Here is a 23,356-nt window from a genome sequence, read left to right as displayed (position 1 = left end):
GCCACACTACACTGGTAGAGCTAAATGTGGCTGATTTGTAAAAAAAGGTAAAGCTCCAGCCTTTATGTATTATAAATAGCATTTAATTGCTAAGGTGGATTTTCAAACCTAAATAATAATGATAGCAAGGAAAGAGAGAAGTCATGAGTTTAATAACCTCCTTACGCTGGAGCTTGATGGGTCTGATGCTTGGTAGCTCAGCTATTGCAGCGCAGCAGACACCGCCGAATGTCGTCATCGTGTTGGCTGATGACATGGGATTTGGTCATGTGGCCATGAATCTGGACTTGGCAACAGCCGATAGCTATAACCCTCAAAACCTTAAACGGGATAGTCAGCGTCATAAACCTGAGCTTGCTCGTTCTTATGCAAAAAAAGCGACGCCAACTTTGACTCAATTAGCCAGTGAAGGGGTTCGTTTTACCAATGCTTATGTTCCTAGCCCACTGTGTGGTCCTAGCCGTGCAGCCTTGATGACTGGCCGCTATCCACAGCGATTTGGTATATATAATAATGCAGATGTTAAGGCCGCTGGTTTACCCGTTGAGGAGAATGTACTGGCAAATAACTTCCGTAAAGCGGGTTACCGTACTGGCGCTGTTGGTAAATGGCACCTGACAAAGGGAGAGAAAAAAGCTTCCTACAAGTTAGCTCAACACCCGCTAGATCGTGGGTTCGATTTCTTTTTCGGTTTTGATCGTTCAGGCACCCCCTATTATGATTCCAAAATTCTCGAACTTAATCGTAAACCTGTGAAGGCTGAAGGCTACCTGACCGATCAGTTGACTAATAATGCTATTGATTTCATTAATCAAGACAAGAGTAAGCCTTTCTTCCTCTATATGGCTTATAACGCCGTGCATGGCCCCTTAAATAAGGCAGCTCCTAAAGAGTATCAGGCACCTTTTAACAGTGGTGACCGATATCTGGATTATTTCTACTCCTACCTCTACGCGTTAGATCAAGGAGTGGCCAAAATTATCAAGCAGTTGGACAGTAATGGTCAGCTAGATAACACCATCATCATGTTTTTAAGTGACAATGGTGCGCCGGGTGGTAAGCCTTTCCCTCTACCTGCCAATGCCCCTTTTACCGGTTACAAGGGACAGGTATGGCAAGGTGGCACTCGGGTTCCCGTCGTTATTTGGGGGCCTAAAGCCTTAGTTAATGGTGGGCGTGTTGATGATGCTGTTATCTCCTCAATGGATCTGATGCCGACTGCTCTGGCTGCTGCTGGTGTGGATTTATCAGAGGATCTTGATGGAAACAGTTTACTGCCTAAGCTGAAGAGGGCTGAAGAAGATAACCGTCAGCTTTTCTGGGCAAGTCAGCTCTCTTACCACTGGGGATTTATTCGTGATGCTAAGGGGAAGAAGATAGATGATAAGTCCACCGCAGAGCCTGCTTGGGCCGTAAGAAGTGGTGAGTGGATGCTCAGGTATTGGGCCGATAGCAAGAAGACGGAGCTGTTTGATGTGAGCACAGATCATGCTGAGCACCAGGATATTGCCAATAAGCATCCTCAAGTTGTGAAGCAACTGACTGCTGATTACAAAGCCTGGTTTGATACGCTGGCAAAGCCAGCTGGCTGGGAGAAACGTTATTGGCAACAGTTAGAAGTTAAGTAAATTTCTGTGTTTAGTTGGGCTTAATTGAGCCCAGCTATGATGTTAATTTGATAATATGGATCTGTTGTGATGAAGAAATACAATCCCCTGTTATTAGCAAGCCTTGTCAGCTTCAGTGTGTTTGCTGCTCCTCAACCTGAACTGCAATTAGAGAAATCACCTAATGGCGCTGAGCAAAACGTGCTTGTCCTGCTGATAGATGATCTCGGATGGACAGATTTGGGTGCCTATGGCAGTCAATATTATGAGTCTCCAAACATAGATGCATTAGCATCGCAGAGTCGACTCTATACTCAAGCTTACTCCTCATCTCCGGTCTGCTCTCCCTCTCGGGCCGCCTTAATGACGGGAAAGCACCCCAGTAAACTCAAAATTACGACCCATTTCCCTGGTTATAAAGCTAAGTTTCCTAAGTTGAAGGAGCCGTGGAAAACAGACCACTTGGCCTTAACTGAATTTACCTTAGCCGAAGCCTTTAAATCTCGAGGCTACGCAACTTTTTTTGCGGGAAAGTGGCATATGGGAGGAGAGGGCTACCTACCGACAGATCAAGGTTTTGATATCAATATTGGTGGAATGCACCGTGGCTCTCCACCTGGTGGATATTACGATCCCTATAAAAACCCCAATCTTCCAAATCGTGACAAAGGCGAGCACCTGACGAAGCGGTTGACTGATGAAACCATAGACTTTTTATCACAAAAACATGAGAAACCTTTTTTTGCTCTCTTGTCATATTATGGGGTACATACTCCTCTGCAGGCGGGGCCTGATAAGTTGGCGTACTTTAAGGAGAAAACCAATACTGTGGCAGGTGAGAAAGCTTTTTTAATCGACAAAGGCCATCAAAGTCGAACTCAGATAAATCAAGTCGATGCCAACTACGCCTCCATGATCTGGGCGGTAGACAAGTCTGTTGGCCGTATACTTGAGTCACTTGAAAAGCAGGGGCTAGATAAGAATACTTTGGTGGTATTAACCTCTGATAATGGTGGTTTTTCCACACGCCTTCAGGGGGATGAAAGGGTGACATCGACTGCTAATTTGCCTCTGCGCTCTGGTAAAGGTTGGGTCTATGAGGGAGGAGTGCGTATTCCTCTGCTTATTCATCAACCCGGTCAGCAAATTCAGAGTCAGCACGATACCCTGACGACATCGGCAGATCTCTATCCAACATTGGCTAATGTGGCAGGTGCTAAGCTCCCTGCTGGGATTGATGGCTCAGATATCTTTTTATTGGATGAAGCGCCAGAGCTTGCTAAGCAGCGAGTCATAGTCTGGCATCATCCGCATTATCATGGCAGCGGTAACAAACCAAGTGCCGCTATTCGTGTAGGTGATTGGAAACTGCTGCACTTTTATGAACAAAATAGGGTGGAGTTATACAATCTAAGCAATGATATCGCTGAGCAGGTCAATCTTGAGCATTTAGAGCCTAAGCGGCGGGCACATCTACTTGCACTACTGGATGAGTGGTATCGTGATAATGATATCGAGCGAGTCAGCTTGCTTGAGCAATAAAAAAGCCCCGAAAGGGGCTTTTTACTGGGTTAAGCCTTGGATTTTTTCATCGCAATAGCGATACATATCCCCGCACCGCCCCAAGTGATCAGTAGTGCTAGTGTCATCATGATTAAGGCGCCAGTACTCATAGCTCCTCCTTATTGGATGCTAGGTTGATGATAAGAGAGACAAACAACATAAAGGCGATAAGCCCCCAGCCCAAGATCAGCTGATCGGTAATGGGGTAATCGCCATAACCGTTGTTGACTGTGTTGATCAGGTTTTTAACTAAGATAATCGCTAACATGGCGGGGCTGATAAAGCGCAGACAGAGCTCCATCCAGCTGCCAATTGTGAAATCAGATATTCGATTCGCGTACTCTCGAATGTCGGCAATCTTAAACAACCAAGCCAATATTATCAGCTCTGCAAAGCAGCTAAAGAGTAGGGCGACATTATTAATAAAGTAATCAACTAGATCGAGTAGCAGTAATCCGCCATTGGTGGCAAATGCCATGGAGATAATAAAGCCGCTGCCACACACTATGATGGCGGCTTTTTTTCGTGGCATACAGAGTTTATCAATCAGGGCCGAGGTGACCGCTTCAATTATCGATATGTGTGAGCTTAGTCCTGCAACGACTAAGGCAAAGAAGAAGAGGGGGCCAAAAATATAGGGGGCTGGAAGTAAGTTAATCGCGGCGGGGATAGTCACGAAAGCCAAACCAACCCCAGATGAGACCACTTCGGTCAGAGGTTTAGCTTGTTCTTGCGCCATATAACCTAAGATGGCAAAGATGAGTACCCCCGCCAGAATTGAGAAGCCACAGTTTATCAATACCGTCATAAAGGCGTTGTTATTAATATCTGACTTTTCAGGAAGGTAACTCGAATAGGCCAACATGATGGCAAAGCCAACACTTAGGGTGAAGAAGATCTGACCATAAGCCGCCGACCAGACTTTTGCATCCATGATTTTACTAAAGTCAGGTTGAAACAGGTAGTTAAGCCCCTCTAGTGCGCCAGGTAGAAAGACTATTCGTCCAATTAATATCAACACCATAAAAAAGAGCAGCGGCATCATTATCTTACTAGCTCGCTCAATGCCGCCTTTGACACCTGTAAATATGGCCATAAAGGTGATTGACCAAGCGATGGCCATAGGGATGGCGATATGCAGTTGAAAACCGCCTAGGCTGGTGGGGGAGTGGTCGCCAATTTTAAGGTATTCGCTGAAGAAGAAGGCGTTGGTGTCGCCCCCCCAACTTTGATCAAATGAGAAGCTGAAAAAGGAGATGGCCCAACCGATAACAGCTACATAGTAGATAGCAATAATGGCGGCGATAAAGACCTGAAACCAGCCTAACCATTCGAGTCTGAGTCCGTAATTTTCCCCTAATTTGGAAAAAATTTTAGGTGAAGCGCCGCGAAGTTTATGTCCCAGGCTGAACTCCATTATCATAAATGGGATCCCGGCTGAAAGCATGGCGAAAAGATAGGGGATAAAGAAGGCACCACCACCATTCTCGTAGGCCATATAGGGGAAGCGCCAAATATTCCCCAGTCCTATTGCCGAGCCTACGGCGGCGAGTATAAAGCCTATTCGCGAGTTCCATTGCTCTCTTTTCATAAACTCTACCATGATATCTGTCTATTTATTATTCCATCATAGTAGACAGATAAGAAGTATGGCGTCTAGGGCTAATTTACTCGAGGCTAATTATGGCTATTTCTAGTCGTTGAGAAAAATACTGAATTTTAAGTTTGAGATTTATCTCTATGTGAATTAATAGAGGTAGCGAGACTCGAGAGTTTTTACCTGTTCGAAAAGTTGCTGATTGGCTTTTGATTCAAGCCCATGTATAGCTGCTCGTTTAATAATATAACCGCTGATGGCCTCTATCTCTGTTTGCCGCTTGTTTGTCACATCTTGATGCATGGAGGAGAAGTTATTAGCAGTGAGCATTATCACCTCATTTATCCGGTTGGTAAGCACTAACTCGTCGAGTTCCACTCCATCTGCATGGGCGACCTCAACAAGCTCGGAGATGATTTCAGCCTGCATTGCTTGATAGCGAGGAGCTGCTAAGTCGCCGTTGCGACACTGCTCAATGGCGGTAAGCGGGTTAATCACCGCATTGATGGCCAATTTTTGCCAAAGCAGCGGTAATATGGGATCGCACCATTGGCTGTGTGTAATGGCATTAAGCAATAACGCTTTGAGTGTGTCTGGCAGTTTTGAGCCGCATACATGACCGAGCTGAGTGCTGCCTGAACCAGTTTGCTGTATATGCCAAGGGGCGAGTTTGAGCGCGCCTTGAGAGGTGGTGCCGACACTTAGTCCTTGAGTTGATAGCTGTTTGGCTACTTCAAGATGTGGGCCCATTCCGTTATGGAGCAGTAGGATATGACACTGTTTAGGTAGCCGTGAAAGGATAGCATCGATGGCGCTCCTGACTTGATAAGCCTTAACGCACACTATGATGAGTTCTGTGCCAGCTAATATGCTGGCAAGCTCATCACCTGAGTGTGATTGAGTATCACTGGATAGGAGTTGAGCTTCTGAGCCACTAACCTTGTTTTCAAGGGAGGTGAAAGTAAGTGTTTGCTTACTCAATGTCTCTTTTCTAGTAATAAAGTAAGGACAGATACCGGCAGCGGATAGCTGATGATACAGCAGCTGGCCAATGGCGCCAGCTCCTAGAATAGCCACTTTAGGCTCTGCTTTATTCATGTTTATTGCCCTAACTACTCTGGCTCTGATAGATGGGATGCTTGAAAATACCTTAGGTAGCTCCAATGGCAAAAATAGAAGAGCAGAACGCCAAGCATATCGGCAGCAAAGTCAGCCAGTGATGCACTTCGGTAGGGGAGCCAATACTGAACTAACTCGATGAAGATAGCATAACAAGCAAGTGTTATGGCAAGAACCCCCCATCTGGGTTTGAAAGCCAAGTAGGTCAGATAGGATAGACAGAAGAAACTTACTAAGTGCCCAACCTTGTCCATATGAGGAATAAGCTGAGGATAGCTAGGTCGGGAGAAGACCAGATAACTGATCGCGATTAAGGCGGCTATCAGGGCTAATTTGAATATATTTCGTTTAGATATCACTGGTTCAGAAGCTTTTTGTTATTTGGGTCATAATAGGAAAATGCTGCCCCCTTGTCACCCACTTTTCCATAGCGGTTAGTGTGATCCCGCTTGGTATGAGGTAAACTAGCGCCACGATCAATCTAGTAATAGGGTCCATGAAATGCCTTCAATGGATATAGTTTCAGAAGTCGATGAAGTTGAATTAAGAAATGCGGTAGACAACTCGGTTCGTGAACTTAAGAGTCGTTTCGATTTTCGTGGTAAAGATGCAAGCATTGAATACAAAGACCATGTGGTAACACTCTCTGCTGAAGATGATTTTCAGTGTCAGCAGCTGGTTGATATTTTGCGTATGCAGCTGAGTAAGCGTAATGTCGATCCCGCTTCGATGGATGTGGATGATAAATCGGTACACAGTGGCAAGACATTCTCATTAAAGGTTCGCTTTAAAGAGGGGATTGAGGTTCTGACAGCTAAGAAGCTGGTGAAGATAATTAAAGACAGCAAGTTGAAAGTACAGTCTTCAATTCAGGGCGATTCTGTACGTGTCACAGGTAAGAAGCGTGATGATCTACAAGCTGTTATGACACTGGCTCGAGAGTCAGGCTTAGATCAGCCTTTCCAGTTTAATAACTTCCGAGATTAATTTTTTCTGCGAAAAAATTAAGATAAAAGACGCTTAAAGAACACCACTTTAAAGCGTCTTTTTTATTTAAGACAGTAAGTTATACTGATTGGTATTAAAGCTTTCGGATCTCTTCATTCACTTCGTAGCCTTTATCTGTTATTAGCTTTTCGAGCACGACCAAGCGGTGTTTCACACTGTCTAACTCATCGATGACTTTTACTTTTTCAGAGTCCTGCAGCTTGGCTTCTAGCTGTTTCATTTTGGTTTTATATTTAAAGTAGTCATAACTTAGCCAAGGAAAACCAAATATTAGCGCTACGATGATAATTTGTTCAATATCCATCAATTACTCCTTTAATGATGCAAGATGCTTTTTAGGTGAAAAAAGTTAAGCAATATGCGAGCCAAGGCTTATTGTCTTTTTAAAACATGGCTTTAAGTTTCTTTGCGCCACTAAGGAAACACCAATTAGTGATAAAATAACCACATAATAGTTAAATTAATCACTAGTTACGGTCATCGCTCCTGTTCGTAAACTTGTTTATCTGTTTGCTCAATCATGCCACTGTCATGTTTCGTTCGCTTATCAACGATACGCACTAACCAAAGTACTGGGAGACCTATGATGCTGGCGGCGATAAAGAAGTTGATATAGCCAAAAGTATCGACATAGACACCGGAGAAGCCTGCAATAAACTTAGGGAAGAGCAACATAATCGAGGAGAGCAGGGCATATTGGGTTGCACTGTACCCGGTACTGGTTAGGCTTGATAGATACGCAATAAAGGCGGCGGTTGCGATACCTGCACTGAAGTTATCGACTGAGATGGCCAAGGTTAAAAACGGCACGTTATAGCCAATCATGGCTTGATAAGCGAAGAGTAAATTGGTCACGGCCACAAGCAGTGCACCTAAAAACAGGATCTTCATGGTGCCATAACGGGCGAGTAGTACCCCACCAAACCCCGCTCCGACTAAGGTCATAATGAGACCATAAACTTTACTTATCGCTGCTATCTCATCTTTAGCAAATCCCATATCCACATAGAAAACATTGGCCATAATCCCCATCACTATGTCAGAGATCCGGTAGCAGGAAATAAGCAATAAAATGAGGATGGCGTTATGCCCATAGCGTTTAAAAAAATCTATAAAGGGCAAGACGCTTGCGGTGTAAAACCAAGATAGGGTTCCTGCAATGGCTTTTGGATAGCGCTGACTAAACTCACTTTTAATCGCTAACTCTTTCTCATCGGCAAGCTTAGTTTCAACTTGTGGCTCTTTACTGAACAGGGTGGTGAGAATACCCACAGACATGAGCCCAGCCATGATTAAGTAAGCAGTTTGCCATGACAACAGATTATAGGCATCACTGCTTGGTTCTACCCAAGCGGCAATGGTGAGCGCCCCTGCTGTCGCGACAATCATGGCGCTGCGATAGCCAACTTGATAGGCCGCTGCAAGTGCGGCTTGCATCTTCTCTGGCGCCGATTCGATACGAAAGGCATCGATCACAATATCTTGAGTTGCCGAGGCGAACGCCACCATTAAGGCGAAGAGGGCGAGGCGCTCCAAATCCTTAACTGGATCGCTAAATGACATGCCTAAGATTGCGGTGACTAACAGTATCTGTGCAAACAGCATCCAACCTCGCCGGCGGCCTAATAGCCGGGTGAAGATAGGTAGCGAGAGTCTATCGACCAAGGGGGACCAAGCCCACTTGAAACCGTAGGCGAGTGCAATCCAGCTAAAGTAACCAATTGCAGTTCTATCAATGCCAGCTTCTCTTAACCAAAAAGAGAGGGTTGAGAATACCAACATCAAAGGTAAGCCAGCTGAGAAACCCAGTAGGAGTAAAACCAGTACCCTTTTATGGCTGTAGATGGAGAGCGCTTCTTTTATTTGGGAAAGCGGTGAGTTATCGACTGGAGGCATAAAAAAAATTCTGAGTTGTCATTGGGGTTAGCTTAAGGGGGGATGATGTTTGATACAAGGTAAAAAAGCGTGTTAGTGACTGAATATAAAAAGCCCAGACAATCTGTCTGGGCTTTGCTTTTTATGGTGTTGTAACCTGAAGCTAAGGTCTGATACCTATGCATCCTTTGGGTATTTGACCACCGATACTGAGAAAATCACAACATTCATCTATCTGTCTACGTAGATATTGATTGCCGCGGATCATCCAGTCGGGCCATTTGTCAAAAGCATGCAATAGGTGCCAAAAAACTCGCTCCATGTCCGTTTGCGCATCACCCTGATGATTGAACTGTTGCCACTCCTCTAGGGTGTCCCATAGATATAGCTGTACCTCATTAAAATCGAGTTGATTACTCAGAAACGCTTTTCCATATTGGGCCAGCTGGGGCGCTTTATTGTCGATGAACTCATTAGGTGTCATCGTTCGCCTCCTTATTATTTGTGCCAATTCAGTATAGAACTAAATGGCAACAGCTTGCCCATTATTTGTGAAAAATAATGACTATTATTGAATGATACAGATAGACATTACTCTCTGGGTAAAAGTGTTGCTTTTTCTAATATAATGTCTTTTATAGGAAAATCAGGCCATTTAAGTTTTGCGTTGTGTCCTGTCTCAACATTTGACATGGCAGTGAGTACCTCCTCACCTTCGATCACCTCACCAAATACCGCGTATCCCCAGCGTCTTGATGATGGGTCTAGTCTCTGGTTTTCAGCAACGTTGAAGTAAAATTGACTGGTTGCTGAATGAGGATTTTGATCTCGCGCCATCGCAATTGTGCCAAAGCCGTTAGATAAGCCATTGCCAGACTCATTGATAATAGGAGTATCGACTGGGCGCTCCTCCTGCTTAAGATCTAATCCGCCACCTTGCACCACAAATTCGGCAATGACGCGGTGAAACAGTGTCTTATCGTAGTGACCTTTTACCACGTAGGTGAGAAAGTTATCGACTGTGATTGGTGCTCGGGTTCTATCGAGCTCTACCACTATTTTGCCCATGTTAGTGTCAAGTTGCACTTTGGGATAGAGGGTGTTGGGCTGAATATCGACAGCTAGGGCACTTTGGCTTAAACAGAGTAAAATGAAGGCGTTGAATAAGCGGAACATAGGGCTTCCTTGTTATTATTAATTTGTTGGCAATCACTGCTGAATAAAAGTATTCAGTTCAGGATCGGTTAAAATTTTACTGCTTAGCTCATCAAGCAGTTTATTAATGGCAAGCTCAAGGGTGGCAAAGTCAGCACTAAATGGCCCTGTTACTGTGTTACGGGCGGTATAGCGTTTGGTGAGTGTATCGCGATCATTTTTAGCAATCACATTGATCACGATATTGCTGTTAGCTTCATAGCCAAAAGTGGTGTCGTTAACGTCGGTTAACAACTGCTCTAATTGAAACTGTACCTGTTTCATTGAGCTGGGAGTAACCTGATATCCAGCTTTAACTAATCCCTCACGAAACACCTCATCCATCTGCCTTCTTGGTGCTTCAGATGGGCTCACTAGCTTGGCTGCTTCATCGCCATTATTGAATCGAACGATAAAGTTAGCTGGGCGGGTATCTATGGTTTCCAGCGCCAGAGGTTGTAAGGAGTGAGATTGAGTTTGGATATCTGGTACTTGAGGGTTGAGTGCAATGTGGCTTGGCATTTGAGAGGCACAGCCCGATAGAGCAACTAGCGCTATTAATGATAGAAAAAGAGATTTCATAGTGGTGTTTATCTTTAATTAAATGAACAAAACTGAGTGGCATCAGCATACCAGAAATGCGTCTATATTCCATCGCCTATCCTTTCGCTACAAATCTGTGTATCTATGGTCAATAAAGAGACTTTCAACTCTGTTAACATCAGGTTAGAGTCAGTGTTTGATATTGAACAATTTAAGGTGATGAGTGTGGAAGAGTTTAACCCTATGAGAGTCAATACGAAATCTGCTCCTCAGGTGCTCATCTCAGAAAAGGGGAGGCCCATTTTTGGTTATTTTGATGGCACAGTGGCCTCTCTGGGACTTGAACGGTTTCACTATAACAATGAGATGGATAGGCAAGTATCTAATTTAGCTCGCTATTTTCATTACAAGCAGTTTCAATTTGTCAGCATAGTCACGCCCCACTTTATCATTGGTGTTGCCATTGCCGATATTCGCTATGTGGGCAGTGCATTTTGCTACCTCTTTGATATCAAGAAGAACACCCTAGTGGAGACCAGTTGGCTAAAACCTTTGGGCTTAGGTTACAGTTTAACGCCCTCGCCTATGGAGGGGACGGCCAAGATCTCAGGAGGTAAAGGTGCTGTCGTATTTAATCTGCATGAGGGGATCTGGTCTCTATCTATCAATACTCCCACCATTCATGCTGAGTTAACCCTGTCACCGCCAGTATTGAGTTTACCCATGGCCATGTGCAATCCAACCGGATATAGCGGCTGGACCTACACCCAGAAACATAATGGGTTAACACTCAAGGGGCAGCTTACCGTCAATGACGAGCCTCAACCTTTGAATCGAGCGTTAGCAAGTTATGACTTCTCTGCTGGCTATATGCGCCGAGAAACCAGTTGGCGCTGGGCCTGTATAAATGCCCATAGTGATGAAGGTGTTATCGGCTTGAATCTGGCGGCGGGGGTCAATGAAACTGGCTGTAATGAAAATGTGTTTTGGGTGAATGGAGAGAGGCACTTACTAGGTCCTGTGCATTTTGATTTTGGCCGTTTGAGAGGTGAAACCCAAGGTGGGACACTGGGTGAGTCGTGGCGAATTTATTCCGATAATGGTCAGGTGGATCTTACCTTTAGCTCGCTAAATTGCAGGCAAGAGAAGCTCAATTTACTCCTGTTGAAGAGTAATTTTAGGCAGTACATTGGGTACTATTCTGGTCATATTATCGATAACTCAGGCGTTAAACATGTTTTGGATAATGTGTTGGGACTCACCGAAGACCACTTTGCTCGCTGGTAAGCGATAAGCTCGCCTGTCCGATATAAACTAACAACATAGGAAGTTAGATGGATTTTGATGCTCTCATTACTCACCCCGAGTTGCTACTCATTGGCCTAGCGCCTCTTTTCTTCATCTGCATCTTATTGGAGTGGTACTTGGGGGATAGGCGCAATAAGTTGCCAGTAAATGCCAAGTATCGGTTGCCTGAAGTGTTATGTAACCTCTCTCTTGCAGGACTGCATCAAGGGGCCGATATACTCACAGGCCTACTTATTGCTAAGCTTTACCTGCTCTTTTTCGGCTGGCGTCTCTTTGATATCCAGATGGGTCCTTTGACCTTTTTATTACTCATGGTGTTGCAGGATTTCTGTTACTACTGGTTTCATCGAGCCAGCCATCGGCTCCGTTGGATGTGGGCGGCTCATGTGGCGCATCATAGCTCTGAAACCATGAATTTTAGCACTGCATTTCGTCAATCATTGATGTACCCCTTTGCAGGGATGTGGCTTTTTTGGTTGCCTTTAGTTGTGCTTGGGTTTGACCCTAATTGGGTTATCTTTGTCGTATTACTTAATCTTGGTCTACAGTTTTTTGTCCACACCCAAGCGGTTAAATCATTGGGCCCTTTGGAACTTATCTTTAATACACCGTCTCATCACAGAGTGCATCACGGCCGTAACCCTCAATATATCGATAAAAATTATGCTGGAGTCTTGATTGTTTGGGACAAGATATTTGGCACTTATGTTAAAGAGGAGGAGAGCGTTGAGTATGGGATCACTAAACCTATTAATAGCCATAACCCCCTTGTTGTGACTTTTAGCGAATGGCGGGATATGTTCAGTGACGCGTTTGCATCTGGGCTGACGCTAAAGCAGAGGTGGGGGAAACTCTTCTCTCCACCAGAGACTTAAGAATAAAAATAGTCCCGTGACCTGATATTTTTTGATGTGTTCAGTTTCAGTACAGCTTTCTTGGCAGCATTGCTGATAATGTTGCTGTTTTGAGTTGTAAGCTACTTATGCTCAATATTACTAACAGATGTAACTTGAGTTGTAGTGCATAAATAGAGTGACTAAAACTCACAATAAGGGAATGAATATGAGAAACGTACTGTTGGTGGCCTTCTGCCTAATGAGTTCTGTGGCCTATGCTGGTGAATCAGATCATATTATTGGCGGGAGCGTCGGCTATGGATCTCAAGATTTTGAGTCCAATGATGGCAAGGAATTTAGCGCTGGGGACAGTTTTAGTTCTGATATCTATTATCGATACATGCTTAATGAGCACTTTGGTCTTGAAGCTGGTGTCATGTCTGGTACTGGTGGCATAGTCAGTGCAATTTCTGGTGTATTTACTAGTGTTGATAATATTAGCTATAAAGGTTTTAGAGGCGCCGTTTATGGGCAAGTTCCACTCTCTGAGAGTAACCATCTCTATGCTAAAGTTGGCATGAGTGCCAATCAGCTAGATTATGATTTTAGAGGCGTTTTCAGTAGTGACGAGGTTAAGAGTATTGAAAGTAGTGGCAGCGATTTTTATGGCGCTGTCGGCTGGGAGGTTCGTTTTCAATCGGGTCTTGGTTTAAATCTGGAGTATCAATATGTCCCAGTGCAGGAGTTACAAGTACACAGCTTCAATTTCGGCATGAGTTATCGCTTTTAAATGAACGTCATATGGAAGGCGCTGTATATTGCTCGATATTAAGTGCCTTTTTAGTTCTTTAACTTCAAATTGTTACAGTATTGTTTTATTGTCTTTGCCTAAGCATTCATCACTTTTGAGGTTGTTAAGTGGCAAAGGTCTACTATGGAGATGGATTCTCTATATGTTGTAGTACACATCAGATCCAATTTAATGATCGTCAAGTTACCGTGCGCCCAAAAACCTTGGCATTGATCATTGAACTTATTAAGCAGCAAGATAATGTCGTGAATAAAGAGAGCTTACTGGCTAAGGTCTGGGACGATGTTGTTTGTGATGAACAAGTTCTGTTTCAAACCATCAGTGAGATCCGTAAAATATTTGGGCCTATTCAGGTCATTCAAACCTACCCCCGTAAAGGTTATGCTTGGATTGCTACTGTTAACTGTGATCTTAGTAGCGAGACTGTAAGCGATACATCTTCACAAACAACCCCAAGTGATGATTTAAGTTCTGAAAACCCTCTGGGTCTACTACTTCGTTGGGGGAAGAGTAAGCAAGCTTTGCCTCTCTACTTTTTTACCGTATCACTTTTGCTTATTTTTCTATTTTCCCCCTCCAAACCTACGGCTCTCAATGAGGGGACTGTGATTGTATTGCCTGTTGTTAATAATGTGGTTGGTCAAGATCATCTTTGGGTACCGTTGGGAGCCATGGATCAGTTGATTGGCAAACTGAGCAGAGGGGCTAAGATGATGAGCACTGAGTATGTATTGCCGCTGGTATCACAGATAAAGCGGACAACGGCATACAGTGTGGATGAGGTAGCTAGTGTTTTTAACACTACCGGTGCAAATTTGATTGTTGAGAGTGAGCTATCTGGCTCTGTGCATGAGTATAAGTTGAGTTATAAACTGCACTTTCAACATGATGTAAAAGTCGGGGTTCTGTTTAGTGACAATGTGGATGAAGCCTTAATATCTTTAGCTAAAATGATATTGGTTTACCAAGGTGGCAAGGTTGAGCAACTCAAGGTTAAGTTTGAGAGTGAGCTCAAAAACGAGATGGTTCATCGCGCCATAGGGTTACAAAAAGAGAAGCAACTGATAGCTGCCAATCAGCTATTGATCAGTGTGCTGGAGCTAGAACCTGAGAACAATCGAGTGCGACTATTGTTGGCTCAATGGTTTGTTGAGCAAGAGATGTTAAGCAGAGCTAGAGAGCTTCTTGATGTTGCGATAGAACAAGGGGAGGACAAGTCGCAAGCTAGGCTTGGCCGTCTCTATTATTGGCGAGCCATCACCCTGTTTGATACCGCCGCCGAAAAAGCCCTGCTTGAGTTAGACAAGTCGTTAACCTATAGCCTTAAAGAGAGTGATAGTTTGTATTTGGCTTATGCTTCACTGGCAAAAGGGAAGCTTTATCAGATGTCTGGCAAGATGGAAAAGGCGGAAACCGCTTTTTTAGATACCCTTAATTTTCACCGAGCTATTTTTTGCCCTATGGGGATCAGCACTGCCAAATTAGTACTCGCTGAGTTCTACCGTGAAAATGGAAATATGGCGTTATCTGATGAGTTTTTAATGGCGGCGAGGGAGCAGATTGAGCTACATCAATTAAAAATAGAGCACCCGCTAGTTGATTTTAATAATTAAAATCAATGCTTTGATAAAATTTTAGAAAATTTTTGTGGTGAGGTTTAATCTAGCAAAGCAAAGTCATTCAACTTTCCACTTATAAGAGTCGTTATGTTGAATAGATGGTTAAACCCACGAGCCCTTGTGAGCTTGTCGATACTGCTTTGCTTGATTGTTATGTTAGTCACCTCTGTGCTGATGTTCGCTAAAAACCACTATATGCCTGTGGCGATGCTACACACAGTGCTTGGTTTTAGCTTACTGCTATTTGCAATCTTACACCTTAAAAATAACTTCTCTCCCTTAAAGAGCTATCTGTCATTAAAGTTTTGGGGCAAAACGTCGAGATATAAGGCCAGTTTCCCTTTAGTGCTGTTTTTAGGAGCAAGTTTAATCGGCCTTAGCTGGTATGGCTATGGGCCCATAAAACGCTTCTATCAATGGGGAATGGAGTTGAGAGTCGCCGATACCTTTGGTGATGCGCCGAGTTACCAATACATTGTGGTGGATAAAACAGATAAATCTTTACCAGGGCAAGAGCTGACTATAGAGCTAAAAACCGGAACTAGTTTTTTATGGCCTCAGTATGCAATCTGGTTAGAAACCATGGAGGGAGAGTTAGTTCAACCTTTATATGTGACTAGTAAGTTGGCAAAGAATAATTTTGAAAATAGGGTCACTCAGCTTGATGAGTCCACTGTCTTTAAAGATAACCCTTTTAATACAGCAGGTTTCAAGATGGAGGATGCCTTTAATTTAGTGGTAGAGCCTGAATCTAAATCAGAGAGAGTAAGGCCGGAATCTTTACCTGTTTTTCTGCATCAATTAGGGATACGGGATGAGGAGGGACAGTTTGTTACTCATGGTGAAAACCTGATACCTGACGCTTACACGGGCGCGACCATGAGTGATAATTTTGTCTATCGAACCAAGCTTGAAAGAGTACTTAGTGGCAAATTTAGATTGAAGCTGGAGATGAACCAGTCCTTTGATTTTAACCAGTACTACTCGAGCGACCGCTTCCCTTCAGATCCTATCTATTCAGGCAGCGGTTTCTCTGCGCAGCCCTCCGTGGTCTATGAAACAACTCTTGATTTTGATAACCCCGAAAGGCTTTATCTGATGGGGTTAGCTGGCAGAGGTCATCACTCGGGCCAAGATGGAGATATCCATAGTGATCTTTCTGGAATGGACTCAGCACTCTCTATGATAGACAGGCTCATAGTAGAGGTTCATTAGGTTGCCAACTTAATGGTAAGTGTGCACTTACTTTGTGATATTCATACACTTTCCTGTGTGGTAACGTCTTAGTCAGTGACTAGATTCTTGGAGATGAATATGGCTCATAACTTAGCGCTCAATAAAACCCATGCAATTGCTTTTTATCAAATGTCATATGAAGGCGAACCTCGTAAAGCGGTCGAGCTTTATGTTGGAGCAGACTATATTCAGCACAACCCACTAGTGGGAGATGGAAAAGAACCCTTTATTTCCTATTTCGACAGAATGGCAACTGAGTACCCAGATAAAAGCATCGAATTTGTCCGTGCCGTGGCTGAGGAGGATTTAGTCGCCCTTCACACACACCAAACCTGGCCGGGTGGTGTTGAGTATGTGACCATGGATTTTTTCCGCTTCGATGATGCTGGGAAAATCATAGAACATTGGGATTCCATGCAGGAGATCCCTGGTAAGTCTGAGAATGGCAATACCGTGTATTAGGGGTTATCAGCTTTGCTTTTAACCAATAAAGTGGCTGGTCTTGGAATGAAGGCCAATTACATCTACCCTCTAGAGTCTTAAGTATTAAAGAGATCTTCTATATTCCTCACTCGAAGCGTACTACTTATTGACACTTCACCTTGTTTTGAAAGCTCACTGCGGCACCTCAGTGCTAATAACAAGATAGTTATCTCTTTGATTTAATCATTCGCTACGACTTCTTTGTGGGAGAGTTATGATTTTGGTGGGATGGAACGATAACTGATCAGGCTTTAAAACCTCGAACATGATTATTTTATTGTGAAATATTGTCCCGCTTTGAAACCTTACAAAATTGTATAGTTCAGGAAAACTTGCGGAAAGATGACTTAGGTAAAGTTACCTCATCGACAGGGAATTCACCTTGTCAGTATCAAAACAATATGAGGACTTTACCATGAACAATTCATCAGTTTTTAAAACCGCGGCAATCTCTACTCTTCTTGGGCTGAGTGCTATAGCTGCAGTAGGCTCTGCAAATGCAGATGACGCACCGATATTACCGAATCAAGATTCAGTCTCTCTCCTTCAGGCCGTTGCATTGGCAGAAACCAATACAGGTGGCATTACTATTGAAGCAGAGCGTGAAGTCAAAATGGGCCAAGCTATCTATGAAATAGAGTTGCTAGGTAAAAACGGCGAAAAAGTATATACCGCAATCAATATACAAACAGGAGATGTTATTTTGACTGACAATCGTCGCAAGCGTGACGAGCATGACGATGAGGACGATAAGTTGGAAGATGCATTGTTTCTATCGGGCTTGAACAGTGGTCAGTATTTATCGCTAGAAGAGGTTGTGAAGCAGGCTGAAACGCAATTTAGTGGTAAAGCGTGGAGTGTCGAACTGGATGATGATCATGGTAGTCTTGCTTATGAAATCAAGTTGATGACAGTCAATGGTAAGCAAATTGAAACTGAGGTGAATGCACTAACATCATCAGCGGCGAAATAATTCTCTCTGTGAACAGTTTAAACGAGCTGTGAATAACTAACTGTGAATAACTAAGAGGGTGTGATCTATGATGACACCTTAAGGAGATATAATGACTGAATCAGCAGGGTCAAATGCCAATCAAGAAACTGAATCTGATACCAAAAGAGCGACATCTTGGTCTGACTGTATTAATAAATCGAAGCTATGGTCGTCAAAAATACGATTAGGGCTAAAAACTGTCTGTGAAAATGGACCCAAAGCACTGGTAGGCGTGGTCTCTTTCTCTCTGTTTTTTATGCTGGGATTGGTGACATTGGGGGTAAGCTTATTAGCTGGTGTCGCAGCGGTGATTATGATGAAATGGCAGCAGCATAATGAGGAAACTCCGCCAAATAATGTGGCAGAACCAGCGACAGAGGAGCAAGAGAATGTCCCTGTTGTGGCATTATAACCTTATTTCTGAGAGAGAGGCGTCATGCGAGTGTTGCTGGTTGAAGACGATGTGAGTCTGAGCAGTTTTGTTGAAAAAGGGCTGCGTGAAGCTGGGCACCAAGTTGAGGTGACGGAAAACGGCAAATATGCGTTGACCCTATGCATGACGGAGCATTTTGATGTCGCAATCGTCGATCGTATGTTGCCGGGTCTAGACGGACTGTCTTTAGTTAAGGCACTTCGTGCTGCGCAAGTTGGAACGCCTATCTTGTTTTTGACCTCCTTAGGTGGGGTGGATGATCGTGTACAGGGGTTAGAGGCTGGAGGTGATGATTACCTCACTAAGCCATTTGCCTTCTCTGAACTGCTTGCGCGTGTTAGTGCGCTTTCTCGCCGCAGTTCATTAACATCGACTGACACTAAACCGCAACTGACTTTTGGCGATCTGGTGTTAAATCTGTATGAACATACTGCGACCCGCCAAGGAAAGCAGCTTGATCTGCAGCCTAAAGAGTTTCGTATCTTAGAGCTGTTTTTGCGCCATCCTAGTCGCGTGATCACCCGAACTATGTTGCTTGAGCATGTGTGGGATATTCATTTTGATCCCCAAACTAGCGTGGTTGAAACCCACATTAGTCGCCTTAGGAATAAAATAGAGAAGCCCTTTGGCGATACACTGCTCCAAACCGTACGAGGCGCAGGTTATAAGTTAGAGCATCGATCTAATGAGGAAGCCAAATGAAACGCAGGTTTCTTGATGCATTACAAAGCAAAATCTCACCTCAGCAGATGATTAATTGCCTTCCTCTCTGGATGAAAAGTTCTGCTACTCAGCAAGGGGTGATGTTCGCTGTGGTGTCGTTGTTTAGTCTTGTGCTGATGGCCAGTGTGACCATTGCCTATGTTGACTATGAATTGGGTAAGCAGAACAGTGAGATTGTCAAAGAGTCAAAGCAGCGGACTACAGGTGATAAACACGATATCGACGACGATCCGATTGAAGACGATGACATTATTGCAGTCCTTATCAGTGGTTTTATACTGGCAGGTGTTTTGGTCTCACTCTTCACTATTGCCATCGTTGTCGCGATGAGCCGTTTGAGTCAGCATCGGATATCTCGTATTGAACAGGTATTAAATGCGGCGGCAGATGGAGATTTATCGGCACGAACGGGTGAGAAAAACACCTATAACGATCTGGCGAGAATATCGGTATCAGTGGATGAAATGCTGTCTCGTTTAGAGGGTTCTGTGGCTGCAATGAGCGATATTTCGGCCAACATAGCTCACGAACTCAAGACACCTATTACGCGTTTAAGGCACAATTTACTGACCTTACGCGACGAGGCCGAAACTGCACCGATAGCACACAGCCAGAATTTTATGAGTGAACTCGACCATGCCTTGTCTGATTCACAACGTCTTGCTGCTATTTTTGATGCCCTGTTACGCATTACTCAAATTGAGTCTGGTGCAAGGCGCAGTCGCTTTACTGAAACTGATTTGACTCAAATTGTCGATACGGTTGCTGAGATCTATGTTGATGTTGCCGAAGATGCTGGAATGCAGTTGCTGGTGCATAAAGCGCAATCTCCGTTACTTATTCAGGGCGATCGGGAACTGTTGATCCAGCAAGCCGCCAACTTGATTGAAAATGCGCTGCGATATTGTGCTTCAGGGAGTGTGATCAGACTCAGCTGCGGCGCGGATAATAACCATTCCTTGGTTTGGCTTAAGGTTGAAGATAATGGTTTGGGTATTGCGGAAGCTGAAAGAGAGCGTGTTTTTGAGCGTTTATATCGTGTCGATAAAAGCCGTACCGATGGTGGCTTGGGGCTAGGTCTTTCGTTGGCAAAAGCGGTTGCTGGTTTGCACCATGGTACTATTGCCTTACATGATTGTAAGCCAGGCCTTGGTGTGATGGTCTCTATACCAAGAGTTTAATCTGCCTTCAAATGAAGGCAGAACACATTTTCTGGTTTGGTTCATTTGGCTAAGTTGGAATTGGGGCTGATTATTGAAGGTCTTGCCTTCACTGCTGTTTATTGCCTGCCGCAGGTGCCGTGCATGGTCTTGGATGTTCCCTACATACATAAGACATTTCCCATATCCCTATGGGTCAGATGTACCAATGTCGTGATCACATGGATTTGAAAGAACGACCTTATGTGTATTACTTCTGCGAGACGCCGCAAGCACGTCTGACCTACACGGATAGTAGGAAATGCCCCAAAATTGGTTAGCCTTCGAATGAAGGCTGATTACATTTCTTGATTAATATTTAGGTGTTTTGTTATTTGGTGGTCTGTTTGAAGATCGTACCTTTATGGTTACCTATCGCTTGCAGCGTGCTTATGTGCAAGTAATCTCTCGGTACACTGGCTCTTGATTTCATAAGAGTTATCCTTGGGCGCTCTGCTATTTCCAATAACTTCCCTGTTAAACGGCCAGCTCGGTATCCTTACCTCGCGCTCAAAGAGTTTCACAGGGTGAAACTTCGCCCTGAAGTCGAAGCTCGTAGCCGCATCTACACCTGCTCATGAATCTCTTCGATTTGGCTTTACTGGGAGAATTTTACAAATGGTTTTTGCCCCTTTATGTGCTATTCACAGCAATTCATCCTATGCAGCATAGACCTCTTTTTCAGCACTTCTTTCATCAGTCGGAAAGGTAAGGACTCCGTCTAACGATAACCTCTAAGTTCATTAGTGTTTGCACTTATGTACAGTAGTATCGGTTTTGTGCGGTAAACCTCTAAATTTTGCGCAATCAGTTCACGGTTTGTTATTGAGTGGAAATAGAAATAGATGTAAATTCAAGTAACTAAAAACGCGCTTGCTCGGTTTGCAGGAGATACGAGGCAAACAAAGTGTGCATTCTCGTTTTTCCAGAAGGTGTGTTTAGACTGATCGTTGTAAATGATATAAATCAGACGATTAAACACATACACTTTTACTGGTCTAACTTGATAAACGCGCAAGGCGTATATACAAATGTTAGCCGAAAAAGGAAGTACGGTGAATAATCTAAACTACAGGTTACTAAAACAAGCTCATATCATTTGGATCGCTTCAATAGTCAATATTGGGCTTGGAGTTATCATTCCTGATTTTGATTTCGTTGCGAAAAGTATCAGTTATGTTGCATTAGAAGATCCAGTTTATGCGTATACCCATCGCATAGCTGATATTGTCATTGGATTATCTATGTGTGGTTTTGCATTTGCTATGCAGTCATTTTCACCAAATCGATTTTCTACTGCCATGTTAGCAACATCTTTATTTGGTATAAGTATGATTAGTGCTGGGGTTTGGACACTCGAAACACCCCTTCACCTTTTGTATAACCTATCGATCTTTATGATTCTCGCTCCTATGGCTTTTGCCCTAGAATTCAAAAACGTGATTAAGTCTAGTATGTTTGAGAGTTTATCTGTTGCTGTAACTGTGTTGCATGTTTTTATGTTTTGGCTTATTTATGCAGGGTTTATCCCTCAAGAAATTAATGGTTTAATCCAAAGGTTATGGGCAATTCCAACAATGGGCTGGTTTGGTCTTGCTGCATATAAACTTGCATGTTGCCAATTTACGGCTAACAAGAAAATCAACAAGGACACGTAACAGTTGGCTACGTTTCGCTTCGCTACACAATTTTAGCCAACAATTACTTAGCCTGTTATTTGGGCGTTGAGGCTGTAGAATTATTCCCAAGCTGAAATGATGAATGAAATTTACGTTCGGAGAACGCGTAAAAGCAATTGTTTAGAAGTATACCACCTCAGAATTCACGTAGCTCCGCGTTTTGGGGCTTAATTTTTATCATTTTTGAGCCTATTTTTCTAGAAGAGAAATTCTACAGGCTCGTTATAACCTCAAGGAGGATTGGTGAAAGATTCAGAAAATATAGCAATTAATTTGGTATCTCAGGAGCATATTGCTGGAAGCCAAGAATACTCAGTTAGCTTAAATGTTACTAATATTTCTGGCCAACCAATATTAGATTTGCAGGTTTTTAACACTCTTTCTGCGGGTCGAGAGCTATCAATAAATGATGACCTTGAGGCAACAAATTTAACAGAGCTAGAAGATAAGAAGCGACGTCTAATTCGCGAATTAGAAAGAGGTGTGGAAAGTGCCTATGCTAAGAAACGTAGAAGAAAGATTTCATTTACGGAAGCTATTGCTTTAGCGATTATCGAAATAATTGACGGATATGCTTCTATATTTTCTAAAAAGAAAACACAGCCAACAACTCCTTATTGGGCAGAAGAAGCATTAAAAATTGATGAATGGGAAGATGTAGAGCGACTTGAAAAAGAGGTAATAAGCTTTGAGCCTGAAGAATCTTTCTTACCTAAAGCTTACTCTATAAATAAAGATAAATTAAAAAGAGTTATGGATCGCCTTGAAAAAGTCCAAGGAAAAGATTTTACTAAGGGGGTTTCTTTACCTGTCGGGAGTACAATTACTTTTCCATTTTCATATAGAGCCCCTCATCTTTTAAAGCAAAAGAAAATGGATGCTTCTTTTAAAGCCTCATATAAGTTAAATGATGATGTGGTGCATACACGCACAATAACTTCACGGATTTCAATTCTTCCTTCTGCTTTTGCAGTACCTACAGGTGGAATGATAGGCGCCGCAGTGGGGTATATGATAAAAAATACTCTAATAGCAACGACTAATGACCCACTAATTAACTGGGGAGTTTTGGCTGGCAGTGTCGGGTTAGGATTGGTAATCAGTTTATTGGTTTCTAGAAAGCCAGAAACCACGAAAGCCATTACAGTAGAAGATCTGACTGGAGGGCTAATTATAGGCGTTTTGGCAGGCCTCTATTCTGATTCGATATTAACCAAGCTTCAAAGTTTATTGTAATCGGTTATAACAAGGTGTTAAAACGTAACTAAAACAGTTGGTTAGATTTCTATTTACTCCACATTGTAACCAATTATTTTAGTCCGCTTAACGCGGCGTTACCGCTTATCTAATTGCCATAGCTCCCTTAATGGCAGCGGTCATTTTCAGAGCTTAAACTCTAACGCATTAATAAGATGGTACGCCCCAACCTAGTGTTAAACTCCAGTTTGTCTGGTTAACAAAGAAGAGGTGGTCATCATGTCTAACTTTCGCGTTATAGGGATTGATTTAGGTAAAAGCACATTTCATCT

The 23,356-nt window shown here is 43.3% G+C and carries 24 protein-coding genes; 15 read left to right on the top strand and 9 right to left on the bottom strand.

Annotated features, from left to right (window positions below; genetic code table 11):
- Positions 1-143 precede the first annotated feature (143 nt).
- Positions 144-1,628: a sulfatase family protein gene (locus K0625_RS20350; RefSeq protein WP_220111335.1), complete on the top strand. Its 1,485-nt coding sequence runs from the start codon at positions 144-146 to the stop codon at positions 1,626-1,628.
- A 69-nt stretch (positions 1,629-1,697) separates the two neighbouring features.
- Positions 1,698-3,149 carry a sulfatase gene (locus K0625_RS20345; protein WP_220111334.1) on the top strand — a complete coding sequence of 484 codons (1,452 nt, stop codon included), beginning with the start codon at positions 1,698-1,700 and terminating at the stop codon, positions 3,147-3,149.
- Positions 3,150-3,178: 29 nt separating this feature from the next.
- Here the strand turns inward: K0625_RS20345 and K0625_RS20340 are convergent, their stop codons facing one another.
- The 4 genes from K0625_RS20340 to K0625_RS20325 all read right to left on the bottom strand — a co-directional run bounded on the left by K0625_RS20340 (position 3,179) and on the right by K0625_RS20325 (position 6,245).
- On the bottom strand, positions 3,179-3,280 hold the full coding sequence (locus K0625_RS20340; RefSeq protein WP_220111333.1) for a MetS family NSS transporter small subunit: 102 nt from the start codon (positions 3,278-3,280) through the stop codon (positions 3,179-3,181).
- Positions 3,277-4,761, bottom strand: a complete 1,485-nt coding sequence (locus tag K0625_RS20335) for a sodium-dependent transporter (protein ID WP_220111332.1) — start codon at positions 4,759-4,761, stop codon at positions 3,277-3,279. The genes K0625_RS20340 and K0625_RS20335 overlap by 4 nt, the downstream gene beginning before the upstream one ends.
- Before the next feature lie 156 nt (positions 4,762-4,917).
- Positions 4,918-5,865, bottom strand: a complete 948-nt coding sequence (locus K0625_RS20330; RefSeq protein ID WP_220111331.1) for a ketopantoate reductase family protein — start codon at positions 5,863-5,865, stop codon at positions 4,918-4,920.
- A gap of 14 nt (positions 5,866-5,879) precedes the next feature.
- Complete coding sequence (locus K0625_RS20325) at positions 5,880-6,245, bottom strand: VanZ family protein (protein WP_220111330.1); 366 nt, start codon at positions 6,243-6,245, stop codon at positions 5,880-5,882.
- A 142-nt stretch (positions 6,246-6,387) separates the two neighbouring features.
- Here K0625_RS20325 and K0625_RS20320 point away from each other — a divergent pair, with 142 nt between their 5' ends.
- Positions 6,388-6,873, top strand: a complete 486-nt coding sequence (locus K0625_RS20320) for a YajQ family cyclic di-GMP-binding protein (RefSeq protein ID WP_012326241.1) — start codon at positions 6,388-6,390, stop codon at positions 6,871-6,873.
- A gap of 94 nt (positions 6,874-6,967) precedes the next feature.
- Here the strand turns inward: K0625_RS20320 and K0625_RS20315 are convergent, their stop codons facing one another.
- The 5 genes from K0625_RS20315 to K0625_RS20295 all read right to left on the bottom strand — a co-directional run bounded on the left by K0625_RS20315 (position 6,968) and on the right by K0625_RS20295 (position 10,545).
- On the bottom strand, positions 6,968-7,198 hold the full coding sequence (locus K0625_RS20315) for a hypothetical protein (protein WP_220111329.1): 231 nt from the start codon (positions 7,196-7,198) through the stop codon (positions 6,968-6,970).
- 173 nt (positions 7,199-7,371) lie between these two features.
- Positions 7,372-8,790 carry an AmpG family muropeptide MFS transporter gene (locus K0625_RS20310; protein ID WP_220111328.1) on the bottom strand — a complete coding sequence of 473 codons (1,419 nt, stop codon included), beginning with the start codon at positions 8,788-8,790 and terminating at the stop codon, positions 7,372-7,374.
- A 142-nt stretch (positions 8,791-8,932) separates the two neighbouring features.
- Positions 8,933-9,253 carry a hypothetical protein gene (locus K0625_RS20305; protein WP_220111327.1) on the bottom strand — a complete coding sequence of 107 codons (321 nt, stop codon included), beginning with the start codon at positions 9,251-9,253 and terminating at the stop codon, positions 8,933-8,935.
- A 107-nt stretch (positions 9,254-9,360) separates the two neighbouring features.
- Complete coding sequence (locus tag K0625_RS20300; RefSeq protein ID WP_220111326.1) at positions 9,361-9,945, bottom strand: peptidylprolyl isomerase; 585 nt, start codon at positions 9,943-9,945, stop codon at positions 9,361-9,363.
- 33 nt (positions 9,946-9,978) lie between these two features.
- Positions 9,979-10,545 (bottom strand): YajG family lipoprotein, encoded by a 567-nt coding sequence (locus K0625_RS20295; protein ID WP_220111325.1) that lies wholly within the window; start codon positions 10,543-10,545, stop codon positions 9,979-9,981.
- A gap of 204 nt (positions 10,546-10,749) precedes the next feature.
- On the opposite strand from K0625_RS20295, the gene K0625_RS20290 reads away from it, so the two are divergent.
- The 12 genes from K0625_RS20290 (at position 10,750) to K0625_RS20235 (ending at position 23,063) form a co-directional block, all read left to right on the top strand.
- Entirely contained in the window at positions 10,750-11,793 is a 1,044-nt protein-coding gene (locus tag K0625_RS20290; RefSeq protein WP_220111384.1) for a DUF2804 domain-containing protein, read from the top strand.
- 47 nt (positions 11,794-11,840) lie between these two features.
- Positions 11,841-12,689: a sterol desaturase family protein gene (locus tag K0625_RS20285; protein WP_220111324.1), complete on the top strand. Its 849-nt coding sequence runs from the start codon at positions 11,841-11,843 to the stop codon at positions 12,687-12,689.
- A gap of 187 nt (positions 12,690-12,876) precedes the next feature.
- Complete coding sequence (locus K0625_RS20280; protein WP_220111323.1) at positions 12,877-13,440, top strand: porin family protein; 564 nt, start codon at positions 12,877-12,879, stop codon at positions 13,438-13,440.
- 128 nt (positions 13,441-13,568) lie between these two features.
- Entirely contained in the window at positions 13,569-15,074 is a 1,506-nt protein-coding gene (locus tag K0625_RS20275; RefSeq protein WP_220111322.1) for a winged helix-turn-helix domain-containing protein, read from the top strand.
- 93 nt (positions 15,075-15,167) lie between these two features.
- Complete coding sequence (locus tag K0625_RS20270) at positions 15,168-16,295, top strand: DUF4405 domain-containing protein (RefSeq protein WP_220111321.1); 1,128 nt, start codon at positions 15,168-15,170, stop codon at positions 16,293-16,295.
- A 99-nt stretch (positions 16,296-16,394) separates the two neighbouring features.
- Positions 16,395-16,778 carry a nuclear transport factor 2 family protein gene (locus K0625_RS20265; RefSeq protein WP_220111320.1) on the top strand — a complete coding sequence of 128 codons (384 nt, stop codon included), beginning with the start codon at positions 16,395-16,397 and terminating at the stop codon, positions 16,776-16,778.
- Positions 16,779-17,214: 436 nt separating this feature from the next.
- Positions 17,215-17,772 carry a PepSY domain-containing protein gene (locus K0625_RS20260; RefSeq protein WP_220111319.1) on the top strand — a complete coding sequence of 186 codons (558 nt, stop codon included), beginning with the start codon at positions 17,215-17,217 and terminating at the stop codon, positions 17,770-17,772.
- Between the two features lie 91 nt (positions 17,773-17,863).
- Positions 17,864-18,205, top strand: coding sequence for a hypothetical protein (locus K0625_RS20255; RefSeq protein WP_220111318.1), 342 nt, complete (start codon positions 17,864-17,866; stop codon positions 18,203-18,205).
- Positions 18,206-18,229: 24 nt separating this feature from the next.
- Positions 18,230-18,928: a response regulator transcription factor gene (locus tag K0625_RS20250; RefSeq protein ID WP_220111317.1), complete on the top strand. Its 699-nt coding sequence runs from the start codon at positions 18,230-18,232 to the stop codon at positions 18,926-18,928.
- Positions 18,925-20,130 (top strand): sensor histidine kinase, encoded by a 1,206-nt coding sequence (locus tag K0625_RS20245; RefSeq protein WP_232847208.1) that lies wholly within the window; start codon positions 18,925-18,927, stop codon positions 20,128-20,130. The genes K0625_RS20250 and K0625_RS20245 overlap by 4 nt, the downstream gene beginning before the upstream one ends.
- Before the next feature lie 1,049 nt (positions 20,131-21,179).
- The gene (locus K0625_RS20240) at positions 21,180-21,806 is read left to right on the top strand and encodes a DUF998 domain-containing protein (protein ID WP_220111316.1); all 627 of its coding nucleotides are present in this window, start codon (positions 21,180-21,182) and stop codon (positions 21,804-21,806) included.
- A 264-nt stretch (positions 21,807-22,070) separates the two neighbouring features.
- Positions 22,071-23,063, top strand: a complete 993-nt coding sequence (locus K0625_RS20235) for a hypothetical protein (protein WP_220111315.1) — start codon at positions 22,071-22,073, stop codon at positions 23,061-23,063.
- The last annotated feature ends 293 nt before the right edge of the window (positions 23,064-23,356 follow it).

It is taken from the genome of Shewanella nanhaiensis, assembly GCF_019457885.1.
Lineage (GTDB): Bacteria > Pseudomonadota > Gammaproteobacteria > Enterobacterales > Shewanellaceae > Shewanella > Shewanella nanhaiensis.
Note: the sequence above shows the minus strand (reverse complement) of the source record. Positions and strands in the feature narration are given on the sequence as shown.

Excerpts from the sequence above, each read along its gene's own strand:
- K0625_RS20335 (WP_220111332.1), bottom strand. The coding sequence starts at position 4,761 with ATGAAAAGAGAGCAATGGAACTCGCGAATAGGCTTTATACTCGCCGCC.
- K0625_RS20315 (WP_220111329.1), bottom strand. The coding sequence starts at position 7,198 with ATGGATATTGAACAAATTATCATCGTAGCGCTAATATTTGGTTTTCCT.
- K0625_RS20265 (WP_220111320.1), top strand. The coding sequence starts at position 16,395 with ATGGCTCATAACTTAGCGCTCAATAAAACCCATGCAATTGCTTTTTAT.
- K0625_RS20270 (WP_220111321.1), top strand. The coding sequence starts at position 15,168 with ATGTTGAATAGATGGTTAAACCCACGAGCCCTTGTGAGCTTGTCGATA.
- K0625_RS20330 (WP_220111331.1), bottom strand. The coding sequence starts at position 5,865 with ATGAATAAAGCAGAGCCTAAAGTGGCTATTCTAGGAGCTGGCGCCATT.
- K0625_RS20300 (WP_220111326.1), bottom strand. The coding sequence starts at position 9,945 with ATGTTCCGCTTATTCAACGCCTTCATTTTACTCTGTTTAAGCCAAAGT.
- K0625_RS20245 (WP_232847208.1), top strand. The coding sequence starts at position 18,925 with ATGAAACGCAGGTTTCTTGATGCATTACAAAGCAAAATCTCACCTCAG.
- K0625_RS20295 (WP_220111325.1), bottom strand. The coding sequence starts at position 10,545 with ATGAAATCTCTTTTTCTATCATTAATAGCGCTAGTTGCTCTATCGGGC.
- K0625_RS20255 (WP_220111318.1), top strand. The coding sequence starts at position 17,864 with ATGACTGAATCAGCAGGGTCAAATGCCAATCAAGAAACTGAATCTGAT.
- K0625_RS20260 (WP_220111319.1), top strand. The coding sequence starts at position 17,215 with ATGAACAATTCATCAGTTTTTAAAACCGCGGCAATCTCTACTCTTCTT.
- K0625_RS20240 (WP_220111316.1), top strand. The coding sequence starts at position 21,180 with ATGTTAGCCGAAAAAGGAAGTACGGTGAATAATCTAAACTACAGGTTA.
- K0625_RS20320 (WP_012326241.1), top strand. The coding sequence starts at position 6,388 with ATGCCTTCAATGGATATAGTTTCAGAAGTCGATGAAGTTGAATTAAGA.
- K0625_RS20280 (WP_220111323.1), top strand. The coding sequence starts at position 12,877 with ATGAGAAACGTACTGTTGGTGGCCTTCTGCCTAATGAGTTCTGTGGCC.
- K0625_RS20285 (WP_220111324.1), top strand. The coding sequence starts at position 11,841 with ATGGATTTTGATGCTCTCATTACTCACCCCGAGTTGCTACTCATTGGC.
- K0625_RS20345 (WP_220111334.1), top strand. The coding sequence starts at position 1,698 with ATGAAGAAATACAATCCCCTGTTATTAGCAAGCCTTGTCAGCTTCAGT.
- K0625_RS20290 (WP_220111384.1), top strand. The coding sequence starts at position 10,750 with ATGAGAGTCAATACGAAATCTGCTCCTCAGGTGCTCATCTCAGAAAAG.
- K0625_RS20350 (WP_220111335.1), top strand. The coding sequence starts at position 144 with ATGAGTTTAATAACCTCCTTACGCTGGAGCTTGATGGGTCTGATGCTT.
- K0625_RS20310 (WP_220111328.1), bottom strand. The coding sequence starts at position 8,790 with ATGCCTCCAGTCGATAACTCACCGCTTTCCCAAATAAAAGAAGCGCTC.
- K0625_RS20340 (WP_220111333.1), bottom strand. The coding sequence starts at position 3,280 with ATGAGTACTGGCGCCTTAATCATGATGACACTAGCACTACTGATCACT.
- K0625_RS20250 (WP_220111317.1), top strand. The coding sequence starts at position 18,230 with ATGCGAGTGTTGCTGGTTGAAGACGATGTGAGTCTGAGCAGTTTTGTT.
- K0625_RS20305 (WP_220111327.1), bottom strand. The coding sequence starts at position 9,253 with ATGACACCTAATGAGTTCATCGACAATAAAGCGCCCCAGCTGGCCCAA.